Origin of the sequence: Acinetobacter sp. AOR43_HL, from assembly GCF_027854635.1 — a bacterium.
Taxonomy (GTDB): Bacteria; Pseudomonadota; Gammaproteobacteria; order Pseudomonadales; family Moraxellaceae; genus Acinetobacter; species Acinetobacter pittii.
This window is the reverse complement of sequence record NZ_JAKTHX010000029.1, coordinates 240,476-265,844: the sequence shown is the minus strand read 5'-3', so window position 1 is coordinate 265,844 and position 25,369 is coordinate 240,476. Positions and strand designations below refer to the sequence as shown.

General features: G+C 38.9%; 19 protein-coding genes. 12 read left to right on the top strand and 7 right to left on the bottom strand.

Features of this window, described 5'->3' with window-relative positions; genetic code table 11:
- The first annotated feature begins 91 nt into the window (after positions 1 to 91).
- The 3 genes from purT to dapC are packed head-to-tail and all read left to right on the top strand — an operon-like array spanning position 92 to position 5,195.
- Positions 92 to 1,309, top strand: coding sequence for a formate-dependent phosphoribosylglycinamide formyltransferase (gene purT / locus MKL33_RS13080; protein WP_270907116.1), 1,218 nt, complete (start codon positions 92 to 94; stop codon positions 1,307 to 1,309).
- Positions 1,310 to 1,336: 27 nt separating this feature from the next.
- Positions 1,337 to 4,000, top strand: coding sequence for a [protein-PII] uridylyltransferase (glnD, locus tag MKL33_RS13075; RefSeq protein ID WP_270907115.1), 2,664 nt, complete (start codon positions 1,337 to 1,339; stop codon positions 3,998 to 4,000).
- A gap of 25 nt (positions 4,001 to 4,025) precedes the next feature.
- Positions 4,026 to 5,195: a succinyldiaminopimelate transaminase gene (gene dapC, locus MKL33_RS13070; RefSeq protein ID WP_270907282.1), complete on the top strand. Its 1,170-nt coding sequence runs from the start codon at positions 4,026 to 4,028 to the stop codon at positions 5,193 to 5,195.
- Between the two features lie 53 nt (positions 5,196 to 5,248).
- Here dapC and MKL33_RS13065 read toward each other — a convergent pair whose 3' ends face one another.
- The 4 genes from MKL33_RS13065 to msrB form a co-directional block, all read right to left on the bottom strand.
- A complete protein-coding gene (locus MKL33_RS13065; protein WP_270907114.1) occupies positions 5,249 to 5,881 on the bottom strand; it encodes a LysE family translocator in 633 nt (210 codons plus the stop codon).
- A gap of 64 nt (positions 5,882 to 5,945) precedes the next feature.
- Positions 5,946 to 6,782, bottom strand: coding sequence for an AraC family transcriptional regulator (locus tag MKL33_RS13060; RefSeq protein WP_086376610.1), 837 nt, complete (start codon positions 6,780 to 6,782; stop codon positions 5,946 to 5,948).
- 8 nt (positions 6,783 to 6,790) lie between these two features.
- Positions 6,791 to 7,276, bottom strand: coding sequence for a glutathione peroxidase (locus MKL33_RS13055; RefSeq protein WP_002114194.1), 486 nt, complete (start codon positions 7,274 to 7,276; stop codon positions 6,791 to 6,793).
- Positions 7,273 to 7,692: a peptide-methionine (R)-S-oxide reductase MsrB gene (gene msrB / locus MKL33_RS13050; RefSeq protein ID WP_002114184.1), complete on the bottom strand. Its 420-nt coding sequence runs from the start codon at positions 7,690 to 7,692 to the stop codon at positions 7,273 to 7,275. The genes MKL33_RS13055 and msrB overlap by 4 nt, the downstream gene beginning before the upstream one ends.
- Positions 7,693 to 7,931: 239 nt before the next feature.
- Between msrB and MKL33_RS13045 the strand changes: the two genes are divergently transcribed.
- From MKL33_RS13045 to MKL33_RS13010, 8 genes are all read left to right on the top strand, one after another.
- The gene (locus MKL33_RS13045; RefSeq protein ID WP_014206525.1) at positions 7,932 to 9,362 is read left to right on the top strand and encodes a pyridoxal phosphate-dependent aminotransferase; all 1,431 of its coding nucleotides are present in this window, start codon (positions 7,932 to 7,934) and stop codon (positions 9,360 to 9,362) included.
- Between the two features lie 474 nt (positions 9,363 to 9,836).
- Positions 9,837 to 11,144 carry a dicarboxylate/amino acid:cation symporter gene (locus tag MKL33_RS13040; protein WP_002114420.1) on the top strand — a complete coding sequence of 436 codons (1,308 nt, stop codon included), beginning with the start codon at positions 9,837 to 9,839 and terminating at the stop codon, positions 11,142 to 11,144.
- 670 nt (positions 11,145 to 11,814) lie between these two features.
- Positions 11,815 to 12,882 carry a type II asparaginase gene (locus MKL33_RS13035; RefSeq protein ID WP_270907113.1) on the top strand — a complete coding sequence of 356 codons (1,068 nt, stop codon included), beginning with the start codon at positions 11,815 to 11,817 and terminating at the stop codon, positions 12,880 to 12,882.
- 198 nt (positions 12,883 to 13,080) lie between these two features.
- On the top strand, positions 13,081 to 16,644 hold the full coding sequence (gene dnaE, locus MKL33_RS13030) for a DNA polymerase III subunit alpha (protein WP_270907112.1): 3,564 nt from the start codon (positions 13,081 to 13,083) through the stop codon (positions 16,642 to 16,644).
- Between the two features lie 14 nt (positions 16,645 to 16,658).
- Positions 16,659 to 17,498 (top strand): RNA methyltransferase, encoded by an 840-nt coding sequence (locus MKL33_RS13025; RefSeq protein ID WP_017399896.1) that lies wholly within the window; start codon positions 16,659 to 16,661, stop codon positions 17,496 to 17,498.
- A complete protein-coding gene (cysE, locus tag MKL33_RS13020) occupies positions 17,491 to 18,303 on the top strand; it encodes a serine O-acetyltransferase (RefSeq protein WP_017403186.1) in 813 nt (270 codons plus the stop codon). The genes MKL33_RS13025 and cysE overlap by 8 nt, the downstream gene beginning before the upstream one ends.
- Positions 18,304 to 18,408: 105 nt before the next feature.
- The gene (locus MKL33_RS13015; protein WP_017399898.1) at positions 18,409 to 19,347 is read left to right on the top strand and encodes an ABUW_2363 family tetratricopeptide repeat lipoprotein; all 939 of its coding nucleotides are present in this window, start codon (positions 18,409 to 18,411) and stop codon (positions 19,345 to 19,347) included.
- 116 nt (positions 19,348 to 19,463) lie between these two features.
- Positions 19,464 to 21,470 carry an esterase/lipase family protein gene (locus MKL33_RS13010; RefSeq protein ID WP_270907111.1) on the top strand — a complete coding sequence of 669 codons (2,007 nt, stop codon included), beginning with the start codon at positions 19,464 to 19,466 and terminating at the stop codon, positions 21,468 to 21,470.
- A 52-nt stretch (positions 21,471 to 21,522) separates the two neighbouring features.
- Here MKL33_RS13010 and ahpF read toward each other — a convergent pair whose 3' ends face one another.
- The 3 genes from ahpF to MKL33_RS12995 all read right to left on the bottom strand — a co-directional run bounded on the left by ahpF (position 21,523) and on the right by MKL33_RS12995 (position 24,351).
- Positions 21,523 to 23,088 carry an alkyl hydroperoxide reductase subunit F gene (gene ahpF, locus MKL33_RS13005; RefSeq protein ID WP_270907110.1) on the bottom strand — a complete coding sequence of 522 codons (1,566 nt, stop codon included), beginning with the start codon at positions 23,086 to 23,088 and terminating at the stop codon, positions 21,523 to 21,525.
- A 181-nt stretch (positions 23,089 to 23,269) separates the two neighbouring features.
- A complete protein-coding gene (locus MKL33_RS13000; RefSeq protein WP_270907109.1) occupies positions 23,270 to 23,791 on the bottom strand; it encodes a chromate transporter in 522 nt (173 codons plus the stop codon).
- Entirely contained in the window at positions 23,791 to 24,351 is a 561-nt protein-coding gene (locus MKL33_RS12995; protein WP_270907108.1) for a chromate transporter, read from the bottom strand. Before MKL33_RS12995 ends, MKL33_RS13000 begins: the two co-directional genes overlap by 1 nt.
- Positions 24,352 to 24,452: 101 nt before the next feature.
- Between MKL33_RS12995 and MKL33_RS12990 the strand changes: the two genes are divergently transcribed.
- On the top strand, positions 24,453 to 25,355 hold the full coding sequence (locus tag MKL33_RS12990) for a LysR family transcriptional regulator (protein ID WP_032006701.1): 903 nt from the start codon (positions 24,453 to 24,455) through the stop codon (positions 25,353 to 25,355).
- The last annotated feature ends 14 nt before the right edge of the window (positions 25,356 to 25,369 follow it).

The following is a 25,369-nucleotide window of genomic DNA, read 5'->3' as shown; positions in this document are numbered from 1 at the left end:
TTAATTGTCCGACAAAATTACTTTTTTTATGCATGATAAGGCTTAACTCCACCATAAGTTCTGCTATGCTTAAAAAAATAATTTTGTCAGGATGATTCGCATGAGCGTGACACTCGGTACCCCACTTCAATCTTCTGCATTTAAAGTTTTATTGTTAGGTTCAGGAGAGCTTGGCAAAGAAGTTGTAATTTCCTTACAACGCCTTGGTGTAGAAGTACATGCAGCCGACCGTTATGATCACGCACCAGCAATGCAAGTTGCACATTTTTCTTATGTGTTAAACATGGCAGATCCTGCCCAATTAAAACAACTCATCGAGAAAATTAAGCCAAATTTAATTGTTCCAGAAATTGAAGCAATTGCAACAGAAGTTTTACTTGAAATTGAAGCGAGCAAAACAGCAACTGTCATCCCTTCTGCTAAAGCTGTAAACCTCACAATGAACCGTGAAGGCATCCGCCGCCTTGCGGCTGAAGAACTTGGCCTACCTACTTCTGCGTATCGCTTTGCTGATACGCTCGAAAGCTTCCGCGCCGCTTGCGATGACATTGGTTATCCAAACTTCGTAAAACCGGTCATGTCTTCTTCTGGTAAAGGACAGTCTCGTGTAAAAAGTTTCGATGAAGTCGATGCAGCTTGGGAATATGCAATGCAAGGTGGCCGTGTTAACCAAGGTACGGTCATTATTGAATCTCAAATTGATTTTGATTTTGAAATTACCTTACTTACCGTTCGCGCTAAAAACCCTGAAACTGGTGAAATTGAAACTCATTACTGTGACCCAATTGGTCACCGCCAAGATGCCGGTGATTATGTAGAAAGCTGGCAACCTCAACCAATGACGGCGGCGGCACTCGAAGAAGCAAAACGTATTGCGAATAAAGTGACAACTGCACTTGGTGGCTGTGGTATTTTTGGTGTAGAACTGTTTATTAAAGGCGACAAGGTTTGGTTCAGTGAAGTCTCACCTCGCCCACACGATACAGGACTCGTAACTTTAGCATCTCAGTTTCAAAGTGAATTTGAACTGCATGCACGTGCAATTTTAGGTTTACCTGTAAATACAGCACGCCACAGTGTTGCAGCAAGTGCTGTAATTTATGCTGGAGTTGATGCTAACAATTTAAGTTATAGCAACCTCAATGTAGCTTTAACACACCCAGACACCGATTTACGCCTGTTTGGCAAACCAGAAGGTTTCAAACGTCGTCGTATGGGTGTAGCAACCGCTCGTGCTGAAAATACTGATCTTGCTCGTACTTTAGCGAAAGAAACCGCTGATCAAGTAAGCGTTCAAACAAACTTTTAATTTTTACTTATTGGTAGACCCATTTTCATGATCAATATATCGCCATTGTTGAACTATGTCTCAAGTCATCATGATATTAAAGCCATTAATCAATGGCGAACGGATGTAGAAAAGCAGTTGCAAGATTCATATGAAAATGGGCAATCTATTCGTGAAATCATTAAAGCCCGTTCAGATTTAGTAGATGAAGCACTGATCTTTTTATGGAAACATGCTGAACTCGATCAGACAGCACTGGGCCTTTTTGCTGTAGGCGGTTATGGACGCCGTGAAATGTTGCCCTATTCTGACGTCGATATCATGATCCTATCGGAGCATGAAATTAACGAAGAAAACGAAAAACGTATCTCTACATTTATTTCGTCTTTATGGGACGTTGGCAATTTCAAACCCGGCATTAGTGTTCGCACGATTCAAAGCTGTGTTGAGCAGGCCGCTACCGATTTAACCGTTGCAACAACTTTAATTGAGGCACGGTTAATTACTGGTAATAATCAGCTTGCGAAATGGCCTCGCCGTATTGTTTCGCAGACATGGACAGATAAAACATTTTATGACGCAAAAATGGCCGAACAAGCCAAGCGTTACCATCAACACAACAATACTGAAAGTAATTTAGAACCCGATATTAAAAATGCACCAGGCGGTATCCGTGATATTAACCAAATTGGCTGGATTGCCAAACGCCACTTCCGCGTAAACCGCATTTATGACTTAGTGCATTTAGGTTTCATTTCAGAGTTTGAATTGGCAGTTTTAGAAGAAGCTGAAAGTTTTCTTTGGGAAATTCGACATCATTTACACCGTTTAGCTAAACGTGATGAAAACCGTTTACTCTTTGACCACCAAAGGGAAATTGCCGCCAAATTTGGATATGTGCGTCAAGAAGGCCAACCTGTAAATTATGGTGTTGAGCAGTTCATGAAACGTTACTACCGTACGGCGCAGCAAGTTTCAACGCTGAATGAAATGTTACTGGCGTATTTTAGCGAGTCAGTGATTACTCCTCGACTCCCCAACTATGAACGCAAAATTGAAGTTGTTAACGATCACTTTAAAATTGTCGATAATAAACTTGCCGTACAACATCACAAAATATTCGCAGAGCATCCAAGCGCGATTTTAGAGTTGTTCTATATTTTAGCCAATCGACCAGATATTGAAGGTATTCGCGCCCGGACTTTACGCTTACTTATTCTTGCCGCGAAACGAATCAACCAAAGTTATCGCGATAATCCAGAGCATCAAGCACTGTTTATGTCGATTATTCGCTCACCATATCGTTTATACGATACCTTGGTTGCAATGAAACGTTATGGTGTTTTAGGAAACTATATTCCTGCTTTTGGCCAAATTATGGGCCTTATGCAATATGACCTATTCCATATCTATACGGTCGATGCTCACACATTATTATTGCTGCGTAATTTAAATCGTTTTAGAGAACCGGAATTTGCCAAAGAATTCCCTGTAGTAAGTTCAGTTTTCCAACGTCTTGCTCGTCAAGATATTGTGTTCATTGCTGCTTTATTCCATGACATCGCAAAAGGACGCGGTGGTGATCATAGCGAACTTGGCGCAGAAGACGCAATTGAGTTTGGCCGTGCACATGGCTTTACAGAGCGTGAATGTAAATTAATTGCATGGCTTATTCAAAACCATTTGCTCATGTCCTTGACCGCTCAGAAAAAAGATATTTCTGATCCTGATGTCGTGAAAGATTTCGCTGAAAAACTGGGCGATATGGAGCATCTTGATTATCTATATACCTTAACGGTTGCCGATATTAACGCGACAAATCCAAAACTATGGAACACATGGCGCGCTTCTCTCATGCGTCAGCTTTATACGCATGCTCGTGATGTAATCCGTACAGGTTTAGGCCGTCCTGTTGACTACCAAATGCTGATTGAAGACACCAAGTTTGCAGCAAGTGAATTGCTGGTAAATAACTTCGCATTGGCAGATGTCGAAAAAGTTTGGCAAGAACTTGGTGATGAATACTTCATTAAAGAATCGGCAGATGAAATTGCATGGCACACACAAGCAATTTTAAAACACGGCGATAATCCAGAGCCATTAGTCCTCTTACGTGCTCACCGTAAAGCAGCTCAAGATGCGGTGCAAATCTTTATTTATACTCGCGATCAACCAAACCTATTTGCCACAACTGTTGCCGTTTTAGACCGAATGAACTTAGACGTTCAGGACGCAAAAATTATCACGGCCAGTACAGCATTTAGCTTAGACACTTATGTTGTACTCGATCGTTTCGGGACATTACTTACCGACCCAGAACGTGAAGAAACGGTTAAAAATGCATTAGTGAAAGCCCTTAGCCAACCAGACCAATATCCGGGACTCATGCAACGTCGTATTCCACGTCAATTACGTCACTTTGATATTGAAAATACAGTCGACGTAACATTAAATGAAGCCTTACAGCAAAATATGGTCGAAATTTCAACACTCGATCACCCTGGCCTACTTGCACGCGTGGGTGGTTTATTTATGATGCAAGGTTTAGATATCCATTCAGCTCGAATCGCAACTTTAGGTGAACGTGCCGAAGATATTTTCTTTGTCACCAAAAAAGATGGAAAACCGCTGAATAACGAAGAGGTCAAACTCTTCTCGGAAAAACTGAAAGCTGCATTAGATGAAGCATCTAATCAAATTTGTCAGCACTGAAACTCAACTACTTGGTAACTGTTTAATGAACTCTAGCTTGTCGTTATTACACCCGTATCCATTTGAAAAGTTAAACCAACTTTTTAAGGATATTACTCCTGCTAACCTTCCCTTGATTCCTCTATCAATTGGCGAACCTAAGCATCCAGCACCAGAGTTTGTTAAACAGGCTATTATTGATAACTTTAACCATTTATCAACTTATCCAAACAGTAAAGGCTTACCAGAGCTTCGCCAAAGCATTTCAGATTGGTTAACTAAGCGCTTTAAACTTAACAGCATTAGTGCTGAAAACCACATCTTGCCTGTCTCTGGTACACGTGAAGGCATTTTCTCTTTTGTACAGGCATTAATTAATCGTGAAGATGCACCTTATGTGGTGATGCCGAACCCGTTTTATCAAATTTATGAAGGTGCGGCTTTACTTGCAGGTGCAAAGCCATACTTCATTAATTGCACGGAAGAAAATGGCTATTTAGGTGATTTTGATGCAGTACCAGCAGAAGTTTGGGAAAAGACAGCCCTACTTTTTGTATGTACACCGGGTAACCCAACAGGTACTGTGCTTTCCAAAGAACAATTTAAAAAGCTAATTGCCTTATCTGATCAATATAATTTCGTTATTGCTTCTGATGAATGCTATTCAGAGCTTTGGTTTGACCAAGCACCTACTGGTCTATTAGAAGTTTGTGCTGAGCTTGGTCGTGATGACTACAAAAACTGTATCGTATTTCATTCACTTTCAAAGCGTTCAAACTTACCGGGTTTGCGCTCAGGTTTTGTAGCGGGTGATGCCGATCTGTTAAAGCCATATTTACAATACCGCACCTATCACGGCGCTGCAATGCCAGTACAACACCAGCTTGCTTCAATCGCAGCGTGGAACGATGAAAACCATGTTGAAGAAAACCGTAAGCAATATCGTGCAAAGTTTGATTTATTCCAATCTGAGCTAGGTCATCTCCTCCCATTACAAAAACCTGATGCCGGTTTTTATTACTGGTTAAAAGTCGATAATGATGAAACTTTTGCAAAAATGCTAATGGAAAAAGCACACATTAAAGTTTTACCGGGTCGTTATCTATCTCGTGATACCGAACAAGGTAACCCTGGTGCCAATCATGTGCGTATGGCTTTAGTAGCAGATTTGGCACAATGTGAAGAAGTTGTTAAACGTTTAAAAGCGATTCTTTAAACCCAGCAAAATTGCATAGCCTTCATTTTGTTTAGAAGGCTATGCAATCTGCTTTAACTATAGGCAACCAATAACACTGCGAAAAAAATGAAAGCCAGACTGGAGCAATAATATATTCCTCTAGCAGAGCGTTTAATCTGTGCTAATACACGCTCTTGACGCAATAAACGAACTAATAATAAATTCCACCCGAAAACCACTCCTGTCATCCATATACTCATTAGTAATTTTTGAAATAAGCTAAATTCCTGTTGCATAAGTAGCATTAAACTACTATAAAACATAATATTTTTAGGATTAAGAAGACTGGATTGCAAACCCAGAGCTAAGCTTTTAACTTTACTCTTATAACTAGACTCTTGTTCAACCAAACTATTTTCAGCAACAGTAATATTTAAGTTTGTTCCTTGAGTGGCTCTAAAACAAAGAAAACTCAAATAAACTAAATATCCAGCCCCCAGCCATTTAAGTACTAAAAGAATCGTTGTGCTTAAATTGCCAAGCACCATAAATCCAAATATACACACCATTAAGATAACAGCATTACCCAAAGTAATTCCCAGAATAACGCCATAGGTATAACGCGCTCCTTTTTGCAAAAGACTGGTCAAAATAAGAAAAAAATCTGGACCTGGAGATAGTAGTGCTAAAAAGTGAGTAAAGGCGATAACCAAAAAAACTTCCATAACGATTTCATCTTTAAAATTGTATGGAGTAGCTTAAAAATAGAGAAAAATAATTTCTTGTAAATTATTGCGCGGCTGCAAGTTGAAACTGTCGAGGAGTAATTCCCGTATGTGCTTTAAAAGCTTTATGAAAATGGCTTTGATCACTAAAGCCTAAATTGACAGCTAGCTCTGCGAGTGAAATCCCTTGCTTTAATTGAGCTCTGGCTTGATTAATCTTTAAATTAATTTGAAATGCATGTGGAGTTAAACCAACATTGGCCTTGAATAAACGAATGATTGCATATCGACTAAGACCAACCTGCTCTGCAAGCTTTTCAAGAGAAATAAATTGTTCTGACGATTTAATAATATGAATTAAGTCCAAAAAATCTTCATACAAATATTCAGTTTTTTGTATTTCTTCTAATACGAAATGTGGGAGTAACAACTGAGTAAGGCAATAGATCAACGACTGTTCTTTTTCAATAATTAATTTTTCAGGATCGAATAAAGTTTCATTCATATCAGAAAAAGCCTGATATAAAGTTTCTTCTTTTATTATGAGCGGCTTATGCTGAGGCAGATGTAAATCCAGACCATGTTCTCGAAATTCTGAATACAGCTGATTTAACCACCTTATGTCCAAATGTAGCATTTGGTAACTCCAAGCCTGATCCGGCAAAGGGTTACATGAATGCTCAATATGTGCTGGTACAATCACCAAAGTACCAGCATCAATCTTTTGGGGCGTACCAAATGAACTTTGAAAAACGCTATTCCCCTCGTCTATAGCCCCGATAGAAAACGTTGGATGACTATGAGACTTATAACACGTTCGGCTAAAACAGGATCTTCTGGTTTCAACATACGGCATTCGCCCATCTTGCCAAAACTCAAAAGCTTGAGGAATAGCGTTCATTTAAACGATTAACTCGCTAATGCTTTTTCAATATCAGCTTCTAAAGCTTCTGGCTTAGTCGTAGGTGCATAGCGATTTAAAACAGCACCATCTTTACCTACCAAGAATTTGGTAAAGTTCCATTTAATGCTACTACTACCTAAAATACCTTTAGCTTCACGTGTTAAATATCTAAAAATCACATGGGCTTCCGGGCCTTTTACATCAACTTTAGCAAACATGGGAAATTTCACCCCATAGTTACGCTGACAGAAGCTACCAATTTCTTTATTGCTTCCTGGATCTTGCCCACCAAACTGGTTGCAGGGAAAACCTAAAACTTCTAATCCTTGATCTTTATATTTTTCATAAAGTTTTTCGAGGCCAGCAAATTGTGGTGTAAAACCACATTTACTGGCAGTGTTTACAATTAGTAAAACTTTACCTTTATAATCAGCTAATTGCTTAACTTCACCCTCTAACAGCTCAGCTTCAAACTGATAAATATTACTCATGGATAGGTTTCCTCATCATTTTTTTCTTCTGTTTTCAGTTGTAATGATGCCGAGTTTACACAGTAGCGCAAACCTGTCGGCTGTGGTCCATCTTCAAATACATGCCCTAAATGAGCTTCGCAATCATGACAAACTATTTCAGTTCTGACCATACCATGCGTTAAATCTTCATGTTCATCAATGACAGCACCATTGATCGGACGGAAGAAACTTGGCCAACCGCAACCGCTATCATATTTGGTATCTGATGAGAACAACTCTGCGCCGCAGCAACGGCAAACATAGGTACCATGTTGCTTAGTATTCCAGTATTGCCCCGTAAATGCAGGTTCAGTGCCTTTTTGTCGTGTAATCCGATACTCTTCTGGTGATAACTCTCTTTGCCATTCCCGGTCTGTTTTATTGACTTTTCCCATGACATACACCTTTTATTCTGAAGTAAACATTTCTGATGATCGAGTTTTATATTTACGCCATTCATCACAAAAACACTAGTCTCTGAACGTAAAATTTGTTGGAATTTAAACATATAAAGAACAAAAAGCAAAAAGTAAGCAAAATACAAAAGCAAAAGTAAGCAAATTTATTACCAATCTACTTTAAAGCAAGCAAACATAGTGCTATTCTAAGTGCGCACGGTTGTATAGGACAGAACATGTCTCAGAAAAAAAGTGTGGTTTTCCAACAACTACTACCAATTATCAAACAATATCAACAATCGGGTTTTACCCATGAAAAAATTGTTGAACTATTGAAAGATCAACATGATCTAAATTTGGTAACAGTTAAAACATTTAAAAGTTATTTATACCGATATGCAAAAGTGAATCCCGTTATGTCTAAAAATACTGCTACCATCCATTCCATGCCATCTACTCGAGAAATCAAAAAATCATCGAAGCTTGAGCATGTTTGTTATGACATCCGTGGGCCAGTTTTACGAGCCGCCAATGAAATGGAAGAGCAAGGACATAAGATTATCAAGTTGAATATTGGTAACCCAGCTCCTTTTGGATTTGAAGCACCACAAGAAATTATTAATGATGTTGCTTTAAACTTACCAAATGCAATTGGTTATGTTGACTCAAAAGGTATCTTCCCTGCTCGTAAAGCAATTTGTCAGTATTACCAGCAAAAAGGAATTCTCAATATGCATGTCAATGACGTGTATATTGGTAATGGCGTATCTGAACTCATCGTAATGGCTATGCAAGGCCTATTAGATGATGGAGACGAAATGCTGATTCCAATGCCGGATTATCCGCTTTGGACAGCAGCAGTTAATCTTTCAGGCGGCACAGCAATTCATTATAAATGTGATGAAGAAAATAGCTGGTATCCAGATATTGCTGATATTGAAAGCAAGATTACTCCGAATACTCGCGGTATTGTCATCATTAACCCGAACAATCCTACGGGTTCTGTATATCCGCGCCATATCCTTGAACAGATAGTAGCGATTGCAAAAAAATATGATCTAATTTTATTTGCTGATGAAATTTACGACAAAATTATTTATGACGGTATTGAACATGTTTCAGTAGCGTCATTAGCGGGCGACCAGCTTTGTGTATCTTTTAATGGTTTATCAAAAGCTTATCGTATTGCAGGCTTCCGTTCAGGTTGGATGGCAATTACGGGTGATAAAAGCCGTGCTGCCGACTATATCGAAGGATTAGACATGTTAGCGTCAATGCGCTTATGTGCAAACGTTCAAGCTCAATATGCGATTCAAACTGCCCTAGGCGGTTATCAATCAATTAATGACTTGATCCGTCCTGGTGGCCGTTTATATGAACAGCGTAATATTGCTTGGGAAATGCTTAATGAAATTCCAGGCGTAAGTTGTGTAAAACCAGATGGAGCAATGTACTGTTTCCCGCGCCTTGACCCGAACATCTACCCAATTGAAGATGATGAAAAGTTAATGCTTGATTTGCTACGTGCAGAAAAAGTGTTATTGGTGCAAGGTACAGGCTTTAACTGGCCAACACCTGATCATTTCCGCGTGGTTTTCTTACCTGCTGAAAATGAATTACGTGAAGCAATTACCCGTCTAGGTCGTTTCTTAGCCAATCGTCGTTAAAAAAATGCATAACAAAAAAGGCATCTCTAAATAGGTGCCTTTTTTATAATTCTATTTTTTTCATTTTTATAAAAGAAGAATCTCCTAACCACATAACAACGTTACCAACAAAAAATAAATTATTGTATTTAAATTATTTTTATAAATTTTATGATTCTTTCGACTTCAAGAATTAGTTAATTTTTTGATTTATATATTTTTTACCATACGTTTTAAATTACTTGATTTCCTTCAATCTACTTAACCTTTATTATGCAAAAAATGCATGGATCAATATTTTTTTGCATTTCACACTGCTTCAAAATCGAGCAACAATCCATCTCCATAACAACATCGCCATATTCGATTCGGTTAAAACAGATACAGATCTAGGAAGATAACATCGTTAGAACGACCGGACTGAACTAACAAGGAAAGCTTTCAATCATTCAAATCCCATCAAAGGATGATTGAATCAAATGGATAGAGGTTCATATGAAGCAAAAGAAATTGCTCAAGTATATTGTTGTTGCTATTTTACTTGGCATACTGACAGGTTGGATTTGTCACCACTTCTTTAATGAGGGTGAACAATTGAAGCAAATCGCTTCTTATCTCAACATACCTACAGATATCTTTTTACGCCTTATCAAAATGATTATTGCTCCATTGGTATTTGCCACTATTGTTTCAGGCATTGTATCAATGGGGAAATCGACATCAATCGGCAGTATCACCCTTAAATCAATGACTTGGTTTATTACTGCTTCGTTCGTATCGCTTGCTATCGGTATGGGTCTGGCAAACTTTTTCCAACCAGGTGCAGCTTTAGATTTAGTATTACCAACTGCGCAACAATTGAGTAGCTCTTCTGCTCCAGCGACTACAGGCTTCACTCTACAATCATTTTTAAGCCATGTTTTCCCACGCAGTATTGCCGAAGCAATGGCAAATAACGATATTTTGCAAGTCCTTGTTTTCTCTATTTTCTTTGGCTCAGCCCTTGCTTTTGTAAATCAAGGCAAAGAAAAAGATTCAGTTATCATTCGTTTGACTGATGAACTCAGCAAAATCATGTTCCGTATTACTGATTACGTCATGATGTTTGCACCTGTTGCAGTATTTGCAGCAATCGCTTCAGCAATTACAGTACAAGGTTTAGGCTTGATTGTTGACTATGGCATTTTAATCGCGGAGTTCTACTTTGGTCTTTTATTACTGTGGATCATCTTATTCTCCGTAGGTGCAATCGTACTTAAAAAAGATATTTTCCGTTTAGGTAAATTAATTCGTGAACCTGTAACGCTTGCTTTTGCTACAGCTTCAAGTGAATCAGCCTATCCTAAAGTAATGGATGCACTAAATAAATTTGGTGTGCCTAAAAAAGTAACGAGCTTTGTATTACCTTTAGGTTATTCATTCAACCTTGATGGTTCAATGATGTACACCACGTTTGCAGTACTCTTTATTGCTCAGGCCTACAATATTGACCTTAGTTTCACTCAACAAATCTTAATTTTGTTAACTCTAATGGTAACAAGTAAAGGTATTGCAGGTGTTTCTCGAGCTTCTATTGTAGTTATTTCAGCGACGCTCACTATGTTCCACTTACCTGAAGCTGGCATCCTTTTATTGCTCGGTATCGATCAGTTCCTTGATATGGGCCGTACCGCAACAAACGTAGTAGGTAACAGTATTGCTACCGCAGTTGTTGCCAAGCTTGAAGGCGATAAAGTGGCTGATACTGAAGAACTACCAGAACCAGTATTAATTAAATCAACTCAAGAACAAACGACCGCTTAAGTTTCTCTTTTCTCCCACTCTCCCAACTTAAGAGCAATTTTATATGACCTTATAAAATTGCTCTTTTTTTATTTTAAAATTACTGGCAGAAATTCACCTATATTTTTATATTAAATAATGACTTTAAACTGCTATTAAATTTTCTTAAATCAAACCTTAAAAATAGAATAAAAATTGCTCAAACAAATTTTATATTTTTAAAAATAAATACCAAGTGATTAAATTTTAATTCAATTTACAACAATTAAATTATATTAAATTAATGGAATTATTTTTCAATTCATACTGAAAAATTTAAAACCATCTTAATATTAAATTATAACAATAAAAATCAACAATATAAAAATATCAAATGTCAAAAAATTACTTAAACATCTCTATTATTTTTTAATTTTATACAGATAAAAAAATCATTTGTTTTATTTATATTAAAAAGTAAACAAATCAAGATAAATTAGAAAAACTTAATAGATTTTTTATTTTATTCATGTTATTTATTAGCGCTAAATAAAAGCAATGACTAAGCAATTGTTGATGAAACAAAATGCTATTCAAGGATGCTTCTTATTCAAACAAGTTATGAATATGTTTTACATGGTATGTATTTTGCTTAGGAAAAGCAGTCATATTCAACAAACTTTTACTTCGTCACTTCATAAGGATATTTTCGATGTTGACTAAAACTGTTAAATCTTTAGGTTTAGCGATGGGCTTATTAGCCTGCTCTCTCCCACTTTATGCAAAAAATAATGTTGTTGTAGTTGCGACTGGCGGTACTATCGCTGGTGCTGGCGCAAGCTCGGCAAATAGTGCAACTTATACTGCTGCAAAAGTTCCTGTTGATACGCTAATTAACGCAGTTCCACAAATCAAAGATTTGGCAAATGTAACTGGTATTCAAGCATTACAAATCGCTTCTGAGAGTATTACTGACAAGGAATTATTAGAAATTGCTCGTCAAGTGAATGAGCTTGTTAAAAAGCCTTCTGTTAATGGTGTCGTAATTACACACGGTACAGATACTTTAGAAGAAACAGCATTTTTCTTAAATTTGGTTGTTCATACTGATAAACCGATTGTACTTGTTGGCTCAATGCGTCCTTCAACTGCTCTTTCAGCTGATGGTCCACTTAACCTTTATAGTGCAGTTGCTTTAGCAGCTTCTGATGATGCAAAAAATAAAGGCGTTATGGTTCTTATGAACGACTCTATTTTTGCTGCACGTGATGTAACTAAAGGCATTAACATTCATACCAATGCTTTTGTTAGCCAATGGGGCGCTTTAGGTACATTAGTTGAAGGCAAACCATACTGGTTCAGACAATCTGTAAAACGCCATACAAATGCTTCAGAATTTAATATTGAAAATATTAAAGGCGATGCACTTCCAACTGTACAGATCGTTTATGGTTCGGACTCTATGCTTCCAGATGCATATGAAGCGTATGCAAAAGCTGGTGCTAAAGCGATCATTAATGCAGGTACTGGTAACGGTTCTGTACCAAAATATATCGTACCAACCTTACAAAATCTTCACGACAAAAACGGTATTCAAATTATCCGTTCATCACGTGTGGCACAAGGTTTCGTATTACATGATGCAGAACAACCTGACTCTAAATATGGTTGGGTAGCAGCACATGATTTAAACCCTCAAAAAGCGCGTCTTCTTGCAGCTTTAGCTCTTACTAAGACGAATGACACGAAAGAAATTCAGCGCATGTTCTGGCAGTACTAAGTTTTTCAACCAGCCCAAACACAAAGTTTGGGTTGGTCCTATTTCATAAAAATAAGCTCTTTTATATTAAATCTGTACAATAGATATTCAAATCATTCTTCTTAAATAATAAAATCCTTAACAGTTTGCCAAAATATTAAGCATTTCGTTTTAACTTTGCGTGCTAAACTATGCTGCAGTCGTATTAAGGATTGGTTTATGCAGTTTGTTCATCTCGGTATTTATACAGAATTTTCGATTACAGAGTCGATAGTTCGCATACCTGACTTGGTCAACGCTGCGGTTAAAGACCAAATGCCTGCGCTGGCATTAACCGATCTATCAAACCTTCATGCTGCGGTAAAATTTTATAATTCTTGTTTAAAAAAAGGGATTAAACCGCTTTTAGGTAGCACAATTCGCCTTGACGATGCTCAACATCGTGCAACTTTACTTGCAATGAGTAATGTAGGCTGGAAAAGTCTTACCGAAATCGTTTCACGCGGTTTTATTGAAGGTCAACAACTCAGTATTCCATGTGTAAAAAAAGAATGGGTACTTGAACAGCATCAAGATATTATTGTTTTACTTGGTCAACATAGTGATGTGGGTCAGATGCTTTGCTCATCTAACCCTCAAAAAGCAGCTCCGCTTTTAGAGACATGGATTGAAAAATTTGGTAACCGTGTTTATCTGGCTTTAACACGTACCGATCGTCCCGGTGAAGAAGACTTTATTCAAGAAGCCGCTAAACTTGCTGCTCAATATAATGTGGGTGTAGTTGCGCATAATGATGTGCACTTTGTAGAAAAAGAAGATTTTGAAGCTCACGAAGCCCGTGTTTGTATTGCTGATGGCTATGTATTAGCAGATGACCGTCGTCCACGCTTATATAGTCCTGAGCAACATTTTAAAACCTCGGACGAAATGATTGAGTTGTTTTCAGATATCCCAAGTGCTATCGAAAACACCTATAACATTGCAAAACGCTGTAATGTTAGCCTACAACTTGGCACCTACTTTTTACCTGACTATCCAATTCCAGATGGCTTTACCATTGACACTTACTTTGAGCATTTGTCTAAAGTAGGTTTAGAAGAACGTTTAGATTATCTCTACCCTGTCGAAAAACGTGGCGAAGATTGGCCTGAAATTCGTAAACCTTACGATGAACGAATTGATTACGAAGTCGGCATTATCCTCAAAATGGGTTTTCCTGGTTACTTCCTTATCGTCATGGACTTCATCCAGTGGGCAAAAAATAATGGCGTTCCGGTAGGACCAGGCCGTGGTTCAGGTGCGGGTTCACTCGTTGCCTATAGCTTAAAAATTACTGACCTTGATCCTCTTCGTTACGATCTACTTTTCGAACGTTTCTTAAACCCAGAACGTGTTTCGATGCCCGACTTTGACGTCGACTTCTGTATTGCCGGACGTGACCGCGTCATTGATTATGTTTCCCGTACCTATGGACGTGAAGCCGTATCACAAATTGCAACTTTCGGTACGATGGCGGCAAAAGGTGCAATTCGTGACGTTGCCCGTGTATTGGGTAAGTCTTACGGTTTAGCTGACCGTATCTCAAAAATGGTACCGACTAAACCGCTCGGTGTGGACTTAGCCACTGCTATCGAGATGGAACCTCAGCTTAAAGATATCGTTACCAACCCATCAAACCCAGATAATGATGATGCGAGTGAAATCTGGGAAATGGCTCTAAAATTGGAAGGTATCACTCGAAATACTGGTAAACATGCCGGCGGTGTTGTTATTGCACCAGGTAAGATTACCGATTTCTCGGCTGTGCTTTGTGATGAAGACGGAACCAGCCGTGTTGCTCAATATGATAAAGACGATGTAGAAGCAGCAGGTCTCGTCAAATTCGACTTCTTGGGTTTACGTAACTTAACCGTTATTGAAGACGCAATTCAAAATATTAATAAAAATCGCGATAGTAATGATCCACTCATAATTTCGCATGTTCCACTTGATGATGCTAAAGCATATTCTGTCTTTGCTGATGCAAATACGACCGCGGTATTCCAGTTTGAATCCGTCGGCATGAAACGAATGCTTAAAGAAGCACGTCCAAGTAAATTTGAAGAGATTATTGCGTTCGTATCATTGTACCGTCCTGGTCCAATGGATCTTATTCCTGACTTTATTCACCGTATGCATGGTGGAGATTTTGAATATCTTCACCCACTTCTTGAAGGTGTATTAGAGCCAACTTACGGGATTATGGTTTATCAAGAACAGGTGATGCAGACTGCACAGATTTGTGCAGGTTATACACTCGGTGGCGCGGACTTACTACGCCGTGCAATGGGTAAAAAGAAACCTGAAGAAATGGTTAAGCAACGCCAGATCTTCTTGGCAGGTGCTGCCGAAAAAGGAATTGATGAAAGTACAGCCAACCATATCTTTGACTATATGGAAAAGTTCGCAGGCTATGGTTTCAACAAATCTCACGCTGCCGCTTATGCCCTCGTTGCTTACCACACTGCCTGGTTAAAAGCACATTATCCTGCTGAGTTTATGGCCGCGGTAATGTCATCGGAAATGCAGAACACCGACAGTGTTGTATTTTTAATTGATGACTGCCGAAATAATGGCCTAGAAGTTTTACCACCATCCGTCAATATGTCGACCTATCATTTCCATGCGAGCGATGATAAAACGATTGTTTATGGTTTAGGTGCGATTAAAGGGGTTGGCGAGCAAGCGATGCAGTCAGTGATTGACTCTCGTCGACAGTTTGGCCCTTATACAGATCTATTCGATTTTTGCCATCGTATTGATTTGAAGAAAATCAATAAGCGTACTCTTGAAGCTTTAATTCGTGCAGGTGCACTCGATTGCTTAGGAATTGAACGCGCAAGCTTAATGGCGCAATTGCCTGAAGCTGTTCAAGCTGCCGAACAAGCGCGCAGTAACCGTGAAAGCGGTATTATGGATTTATTTGGTGAGGTTGAAGAAGTTCAGCGTAAGCCAGCTAAACCTGTTAAACCGTGGAGTGACGAAGTTCGTCTAAAAGGTGAAAAAGACACACTTGGTCTATATCTGACTGGTCACCCAATTGATGTTTACCGCCAAGAGCTTAAGGCTTTTATTCCGGTAAAACTTAATGAAATTACGGCTACACGTCGTGGTGTTACAACGGTGTATGCAGGTTTAGTTATTGACGTCGCAAACTTCCCAAATCGCGTAGTTATTGTACTAGATGATGGTACAGCTCGTATTGAAGTAAGTTGCAACCATGAACGTTTCCAACGTTTTAAAGATATTATCCAAGTTGAGCGTGTTGTCGTCTTTGAAGGCGAAATTTATGAAAGAGAAGGCTTTGAACGTCCAATGGGCCGTTTAACCAAGGCTTTTACTTTAAATGAAATACGACAAAAACGTGCTAACAGTATTCAGATCAAATTAGCAGAAGAGTTTATGCAAGCCACTTTGGCAAAAGATTTACAAAACATAATCTTGCCATTTTGCAATGTAGATATGCATCAACATATCACTCTACAGCTACAGATTGATCAACCTTATGCTCAAGCTGAGCTTCAACTTGGTCCGCAATGGAAAGTTGCTCCTCTCGATGAATTACTTGCTAAACTCAGAGATTATTTTGGTAAAGATAATATTTATATTGAATATCAAGTAAAGTCGAAAGCAGCTAAAGCAGCAGAACCTGCTCGTCCGCAAACCGTTGCTTCCCCTCCCGCGGACATGACTATGGACGATGCATTGGATTTATACCAAAGCGAAGTTTCTCAATATTCGTAATTTCTGGAAATCTTATGAGTTCGTTTGATCACAACACTGTGTCAAAACAATTAGCACAAGTGCGTATTGTCATGGTAAACACTACCTTGCCTGCCAATATTGGCAGTGCTTTACGTGCCATGAAAACAATGGGGCTAATTAAATTAGTTCTTGTTGCACCTAAAACATATCCTCACCCAGACATACAAGCGCTTGCTGCTGGTGCCCAGGATTTATTTGAACATCTTGAGATTGTCGACACCTTAGAAGATGCTATTAAAGATTGCCATTTAGTATTTGGAACAAGTGCACGCAGCCGTACTATTCCTTGGCCTCTACTTGATGTACGACCTGCAGCTAAAGAAGCCATTAAAGCCACTACTCAAGGACAACAAATTGCGATTGTTTTTGGCCGTGAAGATCGTGGTTTAACCAACGAAGAATTAGCACTGGCAAATTATCATTTAACAATTCCTGTAAATCCGGACTATGGCGTATTAAATGTTGCGCAAGCAATTCAAGTCGTATGTTACGAACTTCGCATGTCTGCTCTAGAACAACAAAACGTGGATCAAGATACAGATGAAATGCCATTAGTCCAAGGTCAAAGCATGCAATGGGATGAACCATTGGTGACTCAACAACAAATGGAAGAGTTTTATCCTCATCTAGAGAAAATGCTGACTGAAATTGAATTTTTAGATCCAGATAATCCACGTTTATTACCTTTACGCTTGCGTCGTTTATTTGGTCGTATACAATTAGATCGTATGGAATATCATTTACTTCGCGGTATTTTTAGTCGAGTACAAGCCCTAACCAGTGGTAAATGGAAAAAAGCATTATCTGACAAGGAGGATCAACCCAATGCTTAAACAGCTGAAAGAAGATATAAAGGCTGTATTTGCGCGAGATCCTGCTGCCCGCAATACACTCGAAGTTCTCACGACCTACCCTGGCATTCATGCGATTATGATGCATCGTGTCGCACATGAGTTATGGCAAAAAGATTGTAAAGGTGCTGCTCGCCTTCTTTCTTCATTTAGTCGTTTTGCAACAGGAATTGAAATTCATCCTGGCGCTAAAATCGGTAAACGTTTTTTTATTGATCACGGTATGGGTGTTGTGATTGGTGAAACGGCTGAAATTGGCGATGATGTTACGCTTTATCATGGTGTTACCCTAGGTGGAACAACATGGAATAAAGGTAAACGCCACCCAACTTTAGAAGATGGTGTGGTTGTTGGTGCTGGTGCAAAAATTTTAGGTCCATTTACCATAGGCAAAGGTGCTAAAGTCGGTTCAAATGCTGTGGTAACTAAAGCTGTTCCTGCTGGCGTGACCGCTGTAGGGAACCCTGCTCGCTATATTTATAAAGATGCACCTGACAAGAATAAAGATGAAGAACGTCGTCGTGATTATGCACAAAGTATTGGCTTTGCCCCATATGCGACAACTGCTGATCAGTCAGACCCTATTTTAGAAGGTATGCGCGTTTTACTTGATCGTATTCAGCATAATGAAACGCGTATGAATAATTTATGCCAGCGTTTATCAGAGCTAGATCCGAGCTTCAAAAAAGAAAGTCAGGATGAACAGCCTTTTAGTGATGAAGAACTGAAAATTATTGAAGAAGTCCGTCGTGAATGCGGTGCGCAAGATAAGACATCAAAAACGTAATATTCTTGATTCATAATGTAACACGCTTACCCTTGCATGTGTGTTTAGCTTTTTCTAGACTTACCTGTACCAAATCTGACTTTACTAAAATGAACGGAAGATCCTATGAATTTTAAGCCTTTGGCATATATAATCCTTGCGACCTCAAGTTTAACCGCTTGTACAATGGCACCCGTAAAAGAACAAAAAATTGAGCCTTTTGTTTTCAAGGAACCAGAGCTTACTCCTCCTTTTTATGCGCTAAACCCTTTTAACTATGATCAGCCACCAGCATTTGAAGTTGCATTAAAAGACGCTGCTGCACAGCCTGTGACCAAAATGGTCGTTAATCGTCAAGATGATCCGACCAAACAGCTTACTCTCGACGTCAATAAACTGATCGTTCCGACTGTCAATAATTCACAACGTTCAATGAAATACGCAGTTTTAGCCGGTGAAAATGAAATTGACGTGACTACTATTGATGACTTCTTACAGTTAGTGGAAGGTAAAGCACGTCACTACCCACCTCGCTTTACTGACCGTCAAGAACGTAAAGGCTTTGAAAGTAAACTTAAAGAAGTAACACAACAACTTGATACACTTGCTGCAAATCCAAATGCATCATTTGATATTTTAATTCGTGCTTTTAAAGCAAGTGTTCTTGCACGTAACCTTGATTTAGGTACTGTTCATACCACTAAATCTTTAGAATATGCTCAAAGACTTTTAAAAATTAATCCAGATGATGCGGAGACAAATTTCTGGTTCGGTTTTGGTTTATCTGAAGGTGGGGGTCAACGTGAAGCGATTCCATATTTAGACAAAGCCATTAAAGGTAATGTTCAAGAAGCATATTTAGCTGCTGCAAATAACTATATTGCAATGGAGCAAAAGAAAAACGCGATCCAGACGCTAAAGAACTATAAAGTTAAATATCCAGATGAAGCGGAAATTGCTGACCGTTTAATTCAAGAAATTGAAAAACAAGGTCGTTGGAACGTATGGCAAGTTTTAACTAACCCAGCAATGTCAGCAACTACTCCTGCTGCACCTAAAAAATAAGCTTAATTCTATAAAAAAGGGCTGTTTTGACAGCCCTTTTTTATATTTGATCATTTGAAAAATATTTTAAAATTTGTATGATCTACCTACCATTGAGCCACTATATTTTGACCATAATGTTTTCAATAAAAAAAAGCAAAACACTGTTGACGGTCATACTACTCGGTTCAATTCTGAGTGGTTGTCAGGTCGTAAATGTTAAACAGCAAGCTTTGAATGTAACGATTGCAAATGAACGTAATAGTATTCTTACCCAAGATAAACTTAGCGAAGCGAGTCTGAATGTTTTATCAATGTCTGGTCAGGAAGCTAAAGTTTGTACAGATACACCTGAAACCTGTGTAAATCAACTCAAAAACCTTCCTCAAATTTTAGATGAACAGTTCTTATCAGCAGCAAGCGAGATGTATCTCGCAAAAGCAATGGCTTTATCAGATACGTCTGACTGTAAAGTAAGTAGATTTACTAAACATAAATCTGAAGAAGAACAAAAGAATATTCTGAATAGATATGATGATTGCTTAGACCAGCAATTGAGTCTATTAGATAAAAGTATTCGCTATAGCTATGCCTATCTATTTTCCACAAAGCGTAAGCCTAACGACCGTATTTTTGATAACAGACAAGTTCAAATACGCGACTTTTATAATCAAGCCATTGCCAAAATGGTCAGTGTTTATGATTTAAGATACCCGAAAAAAAATGTGGTAGAGCCACAAATCCATATTGGTAAGAGTGTTTATTCAATAGACTTTGAATTTCATAAACAACTATCAGGCCAAAAGTTAGAGAAATTAATTTCAAGTTATAACCTGAATTTTTCTGGCTTAAGAACCATTAACCGCCGCGATGGTTTTGGCTCCGAATTTGTGGCTGTTTTTCCGAGTTCAGGAAATGAAGATATTAATGAATATATTCTAGATCCACTTAAATATAATTATAAAAATGGTGTTAATCCAAATATTCATAATGCACGCTACTTAGCTGCGACTATTGTAGCTGAACCCAAACACGCGACCACTGTCGAAGAAATTATTAATAATCCAGAATTCGTGATTCGAGTTTATGATCCATATCGGACAGATAATATTAATGTAGCAGGCAAGCAATATCCGCTAGCAGCTAACTTTTCAGCACCTTATGGTCTATGGTTGGCCGAAAACAATTTAGGAGTTGCAGCCTATTTGAGTCTGATTGATCGCGATCAGCATTTAACTATGCCGCATCTCTATATGCTTGAACCTTATAATCCAAACAAAAAAATTATTGTGTTGGTGCATGGCTTGGCAAGTAGCCCCGAGGCATGGATTGCACTCACCAATGATGTTATGGGCGATACGGTTTTAAGAGACAATTACCAAGTTTGGCAAGTTTTCTATTCGACCAACATGCCAATTTTGGAAAGTCGTTTTCAGATTTATGCATTGCTTAAACAAGCTTTTAGTTCACTAAACCCAAGTGATCCTGCCGCGCATGATGCAGTTCTTGTTGGACATAGCATGGGAGGTATTATCAGCCGTTTACTGGTCAGTGATGGAGATATTACTAAGTCTGCTTTAGAGTTAATGACGATCCGTCAGCAAAACCGCTTTAAAAAACATCCAATGGTTACCGAACGATTGCAAATGCATTCAATCAATAATTTTGATCGCGCAATTTTCTTGGCTTCTCCTCATCGCGGTACAGATTATGCGGATCGTTGGTTTACCTTGGCAGCACGTAAAATTATTCGTTTACCGGGTGCATTTTTGTCGGCTGTAGCGACTTCACTGACAACCGAGAATTTAGATGTTAAGGATTTCTTGAGTAATATTGATAATGGTTTGATTCAAAATGGACCAAGTGATCTAAGTCATCAATCTAAATTTATGGAGCTGACTAAAAATATTAATCCACACCAAGGATTAGTTTTCCATTCAATAATGGGAAATATTACCAAGAGTGATGATCCAAATGTGATTACCGATGGCATCGTTCCGTACAAAAGTGCTCACTTGGAACGTGCAAAATCTGAGAAAGTTTTACCGGGTGGACACTCTATTCAGTTAACACCACAAGCCGTATTAGAACTACGTCGTATTTTACGAGAGCATTTAGTTGAACACGGTTTATATAAACCATAAAAAGAAAAAGAGCCAAAGGATATCCTTTGGCTCTTTCGTTTTAGGCTAGATTTTACTGCCCAGAACGGATGATGTAATCAAACGCAGACAGTGATGCTTTAGCGCCTTCACCTGTAGCAATAATGATTTGCTTGTAAGGTACAGTCGTACAGTCACCCGCTGCAAATACACCTTGCACATTGGTTTCGTTGCGGTCATTCACAATGATCTCGCCACGGTTGGTTAATTCAACTTCACTGTCTTTCAAGAAGTTAGTGTTTGGCAGTAAACCAATCTGTACAAAGATCCCTGCAAGCTCGACTATATGCTCTTCATCAGTCGCACGGTCTTTATATTTAAGGCCAGTCACTTGTGAACCATCACCTAACACTTCTGTACTTAAGGCATTCATAATCACCGTTGTGTTTGGCAAGCTATGCAATTTGTTTTGCAACACTTGGTCAGCACGAAGCTTGGTATCGAACTCAACCAGAGTGACATGCTCAACAATCCCTGCAAGGTCAATCGCAGCTTCAACACCTGAGTTACCGCCACCAATCACGGCAACACGTTTGCCTTTGAATAATGGGCCATCACAGTGTGGGCAGTACGCAACACCACGGGTACGGTATTCTTGCTCACCCGGTACATTCATTTCTCTCCAACGTGCACCTGTAGAAAGGATCACAGTTTTCGATTCAAGTTTTGCACCGTTTTCAAGTTCAACTTCAACCAAGCCATTTGCAGTCTGGTTGGCACCCGTGATTTTGCTGACACGTTGCAGGTTCATAATATCGACATCATATTCACGAACATGGGCTTCCATCTCGGCAGCAAACTTAGGACCTTGTGTCTTTTGCACAGAAGTGAAGTTTTCAATGTCCATGGTGTCCATCACCTGACCACCAAAACGTTCAGCCACGATACCGGTATTAATACCTTTACGTGCCGCATAGATCGCAGCCGTTGCACCTGCAGGTCCACCACCAATCACCAACACATCAAAAGCATCTTTGGCATTGAGTGCCGCTGCATCTTTTTCAGCTGAGTTAGTGTCGAGTTTCGCCACTATCTCTTCAAGCGTCATACGACCTTGTCCAATGTGCTCATTGTCTTGGAATACCATTGGCACAGCCATGATTTTGCGTTGTTCCACTTCGTCTTGGAAGAATGAACCATCAATCATGGTTGCTGTAGTGTTCGGGTTATAAATGGCAATCAGGTTAAGCGCCTGTACCACATCCGGACAGTTATGACAGCTTAATGATACAAACACATCAAAGTTAGCTTTGAGGTTTAAGCCTTTAATCTGGTTAAGTACTTCATTCGACACTTTAGGTGCATAGCCAGAGACCTGTAACAGTGCCAAGATCAAAGATGTAAACTCATGGCCCATTGGCAAGCCTGCAAAGAACACACGAGGCTGTTCACCTGCTTTACCCACACCAAAGCTTGGACGACGTGTATTGTTACCGTCAAAACGGGCAGTCACTTTGTCAGAAAGCTCAGCGATTTCACTCACCAACTCTTTAATTTGAGCTGATTTATCTGATTCATCTAAAGCAGCAACTAATTCGATTGGACTTTCTAGACGTTCTAAGTAAGCTTTTAATTGAGTTTTAATGTTTTGATCTAACATCTGTTTTTACTCCAATGCATCCAAATTCTTTCAATAGATGCATAGTACGTGAAAACACAGAATAGGTAAAACAGTATGTTTTTATAGATTTAATCGGTTTTTTAGATTTAATTATTATTTACTTCAAATCAAAAAAAAGCCAACCTGAACTCATCCAGCGCAGGTCGGCAAACTGGTTAAACTAGAGTAAGACCACACCAAATACAGCCCCAGCAATCAAGACATGTAAAGGATGAACCTTTTTAATTAAAGATAATAAAGTTGCAATGACTACCATAATAATGAGTAAAGTATTTATGGCAGCTGCCTCAGAAATAATCCACGCACTGGCAAGTACAGTTCCCACAGTGACAGGTTGTAAAGCAAGCTGTAAAACACGGCGCCATTTCTTATCTTTAAATTTTGACCAGCCTCTCATCACAAATACAGTAATAAGAGACGAAGGTAAAAATTTAGCGGTAGAAGTCACAAGTAGACCTGACAACCCTGCGACATGCCATCCCACTAACGGTACAATCATCATGTTCGGACCAGGGGCAGCTTGAGCCATGGCGAACAATGCACTGAATTCTTGTGCCGTCATCCAGTGATGAATATCAACTACTTGGCGTTGCATCTCAGGCAAAATTGTATTCCCGCCACCAAATGCAAGAAGAGACAATTGAGTAAAAATGATCGCTAAAGTAAGTAGAACTGCACCCATTACACACGTCTCCAAATTATAGCTGAATAAAATGCCGACAAAATCAGCATCGTCACTAGTAAAGAGATTTTTAGAAAAGCAATACTGATAATTGCAGCAACAACTACGCAAATCGCTAATGGATTACGTAATAATGGCTTAAGCATTTTCAAACCTGTTGCAACCAGAAGTCCAGCCGCCGCCGCTGCTAAACCTTCGAAAAGATGCTTAACCATTAAATTATCTTGGAACTGCTCATAGACATAATGTAAAAGTACAACAATTATCGTAGGTGCAAGGATCAGACCAATGAGTGAGCTCACTGCCCCACGAACACCGCGAAACTCCATGCCAATCGCAACCGATAAATTAATAATATTGCCGCCTGGTAAAAATTGACAAAGACCAAGTAACTCAGTGAATTTTTCAGGGCTTAGCCACTGTCTCTGCTCTACAATAACTTTACGGGCTAAAGGCAGCACGCCACCGAATCCAATTAAACCTAATGTTAAAAAACCTAAAAATAACTCTGTGCAGGTCGGGACACTCTCCTTCTGCACGGCAATCTCAACATGGTTCATTTTCGTTACTTTTCACTTTATCTGACCAAGATAGAATGATACTTTTGTGATATATCTACAAATGCTTTTATTTTCATTAACCATACCATAAAGGTATTCCTATGCTCGATTTACATAAGCTCCATGCCTTTGTTGTGGTAATTGAAGAAAGGAATATTACGCATGCCGCAAACCGATTGTTTATTCAACAGCCGCCTCTAACGCGTTTACTTAAAAAACTCGAAGAAGAACTTGGTACACAATTACTTATTCGCCAGCCTCGAGGAATTGAACCAACTGAGGCTGGTTTAGCCTTATTTAAAGAAGCACAACTTTTATTAGAACATGCGCGCCATATTCCAAAATTAGTCCAAGATGTTAGCCAAGGTAAAACTGGACAACTCAATATTGGTTTTACAAGTTCCGCAGGTTTGCATCCGCTTATTTCACTAGTATTGCGCTCATATCGAGAAATATATCCAAAGGTACAAACCAAACTTGAAGAAGCAGGCAGCCAAAAACAATTAGATCGATTAATCTCCGAGAAACTTGATATTGCTTTTTTAAGAGCACCGATCAGCCGTGATATTGGGTTAAAACATCACCATATATTAGATGAGCCAATGATGGTGGCATTGCCTATAGGCCATCCACTTACACAAAAAGAAAAAATTAGTTCAAATGACTTATCAAATGAAAATTTTGTTTTATACCGTCGTTCTTCAGGACAAGGTTTATATGACAATATTTTATATAGTTGCTACCAAGCAGGTTTTAGTCCACGCATTATTCAAGAAGCGCCTCGACCTACCGCTACATTAAATTTAGTCGCTGCTGGAATTGGTATAACGATTGTGCCGGCCTCAATGCATAATTTTTGGGAACATGAAATTGTATATCGCGAGTTTGATGATTCAATGAAACTAAATGCGCCTCTTTACCTGATTACTCGGGAAAATGAGAGTTCTGCCAAAGTTTCAAACTTTATTGAACTATTACAAAAACTTTTGCCCACAATGGCCTGAATGTAAAAGTTAAA

Excerpts from the sequence above, each read along its gene's own strand:
- purT (WP_270907116.1), top strand. The coding sequence starts at position 92 with ATGATTCGCATGAGCGTGACACTCGGTACCCCACTTCAATCTTCTGCA.
- glnD (WP_270907115.1), top strand. The coding sequence starts at position 1,337 with ATGATCAATATATCGCCATTGTTGAACTATGTCTCAAGTCATCATGAT.
- dapC (WP_270907282.1), top strand. The coding sequence starts at position 4,026 with ATGAACTCTAGCTTGTCGTTATTACACCCGTATCCATTTGAAAAGTTA.
- MKL33_RS13065 (WP_270907114.1), bottom strand. The coding sequence starts at position 5,881 with ATGGAAGTTTTTTTGGTTATCGCCTTTACTCACTTTTTAGCACTACTA.
- MKL33_RS13060 (WP_086376610.1), bottom strand. The coding sequence starts at position 6,782 with ATGAACGCTATTCCTCAAGCTTTTGAGTTTTGGCAAGATGGGCGAATG.
- MKL33_RS13055 (WP_002114194.1), bottom strand. The coding sequence starts at position 7,276 with ATGAGTAATATTTATCAGTTTGAAGCTGAGCTGTTAGAGGGTGAAGTT.
- msrB (WP_002114184.1), bottom strand. The coding sequence starts at position 7,692 with ATGGGAAAAGTCAATAAAACAGACCGGGAATGGCAAAGAGAGTTATCA.
- MKL33_RS13045 (WP_014206525.1), top strand. The coding sequence starts at position 7,932 with ATGTCTCAGAAAAAAAGTGTGGTTTTCCAACAACTACTACCAATTATC.
- MKL33_RS13040 (WP_002114420.1), top strand. The coding sequence starts at position 9,837 with ATGAAGCAAAAGAAATTGCTCAAGTATATTGTTGTTGCTATTTTACTT.
- MKL33_RS13035 (WP_270907113.1), top strand. The coding sequence starts at position 11,815 with ATGTTGACTAAAACTGTTAAATCTTTAGGTTTAGCGATGGGCTTATTA.
- dnaE (WP_270907112.1), top strand. The coding sequence starts at position 13,081 with ATGCAGTTTGTTCATCTCGGTATTTATACAGAATTTTCGATTACAGAG.
- MKL33_RS13025 (WP_017399896.1), top strand. The coding sequence starts at position 16,659 with ATGAGTTCGTTTGATCACAACACTGTGTCAAAACAATTAGCACAAGTG.
- cysE (WP_017403186.1), top strand. The coding sequence starts at position 17,491 with ATGCTTAAACAGCTGAAAGAAGATATAAAGGCTGTATTTGCGCGAGAT.
- MKL33_RS13015 (WP_017399898.1), top strand. The coding sequence starts at position 18,409 with ATGAATTTTAAGCCTTTGGCATATATAATCCTTGCGACCTCAAGTTTA.
- MKL33_RS13010 (WP_270907111.1), top strand. The coding sequence starts at position 19,464 with ATGTTTTCAATAAAAAAAAGCAAAACACTGTTGACGGTCATACTACTC.
- ahpF (WP_270907110.1), bottom strand. The coding sequence starts at position 23,088 with ATGTTAGATCAAAACATTAAAACTCAATTAAAAGCTTACTTAGAACGT.
- MKL33_RS13000 (WP_270907109.1), bottom strand. The coding sequence starts at position 23,791 with ATGGGTGCAGTTCTACTTACTTTAGCGATCATTTTTACTCAATTGTCT.
- MKL33_RS12995 (WP_270907108.1), bottom strand. The coding sequence starts at position 24,351 with ATGAACCATGTTGAGATTGCCGTGCAGAAGGAGAGTGTCCCGACCTGC.
- MKL33_RS12990 (WP_032006701.1), top strand. The coding sequence starts at position 24,453 with ATGCTCGATTTACATAAGCTCCATGCCTTTGTTGTGGTAATTGAAGAA.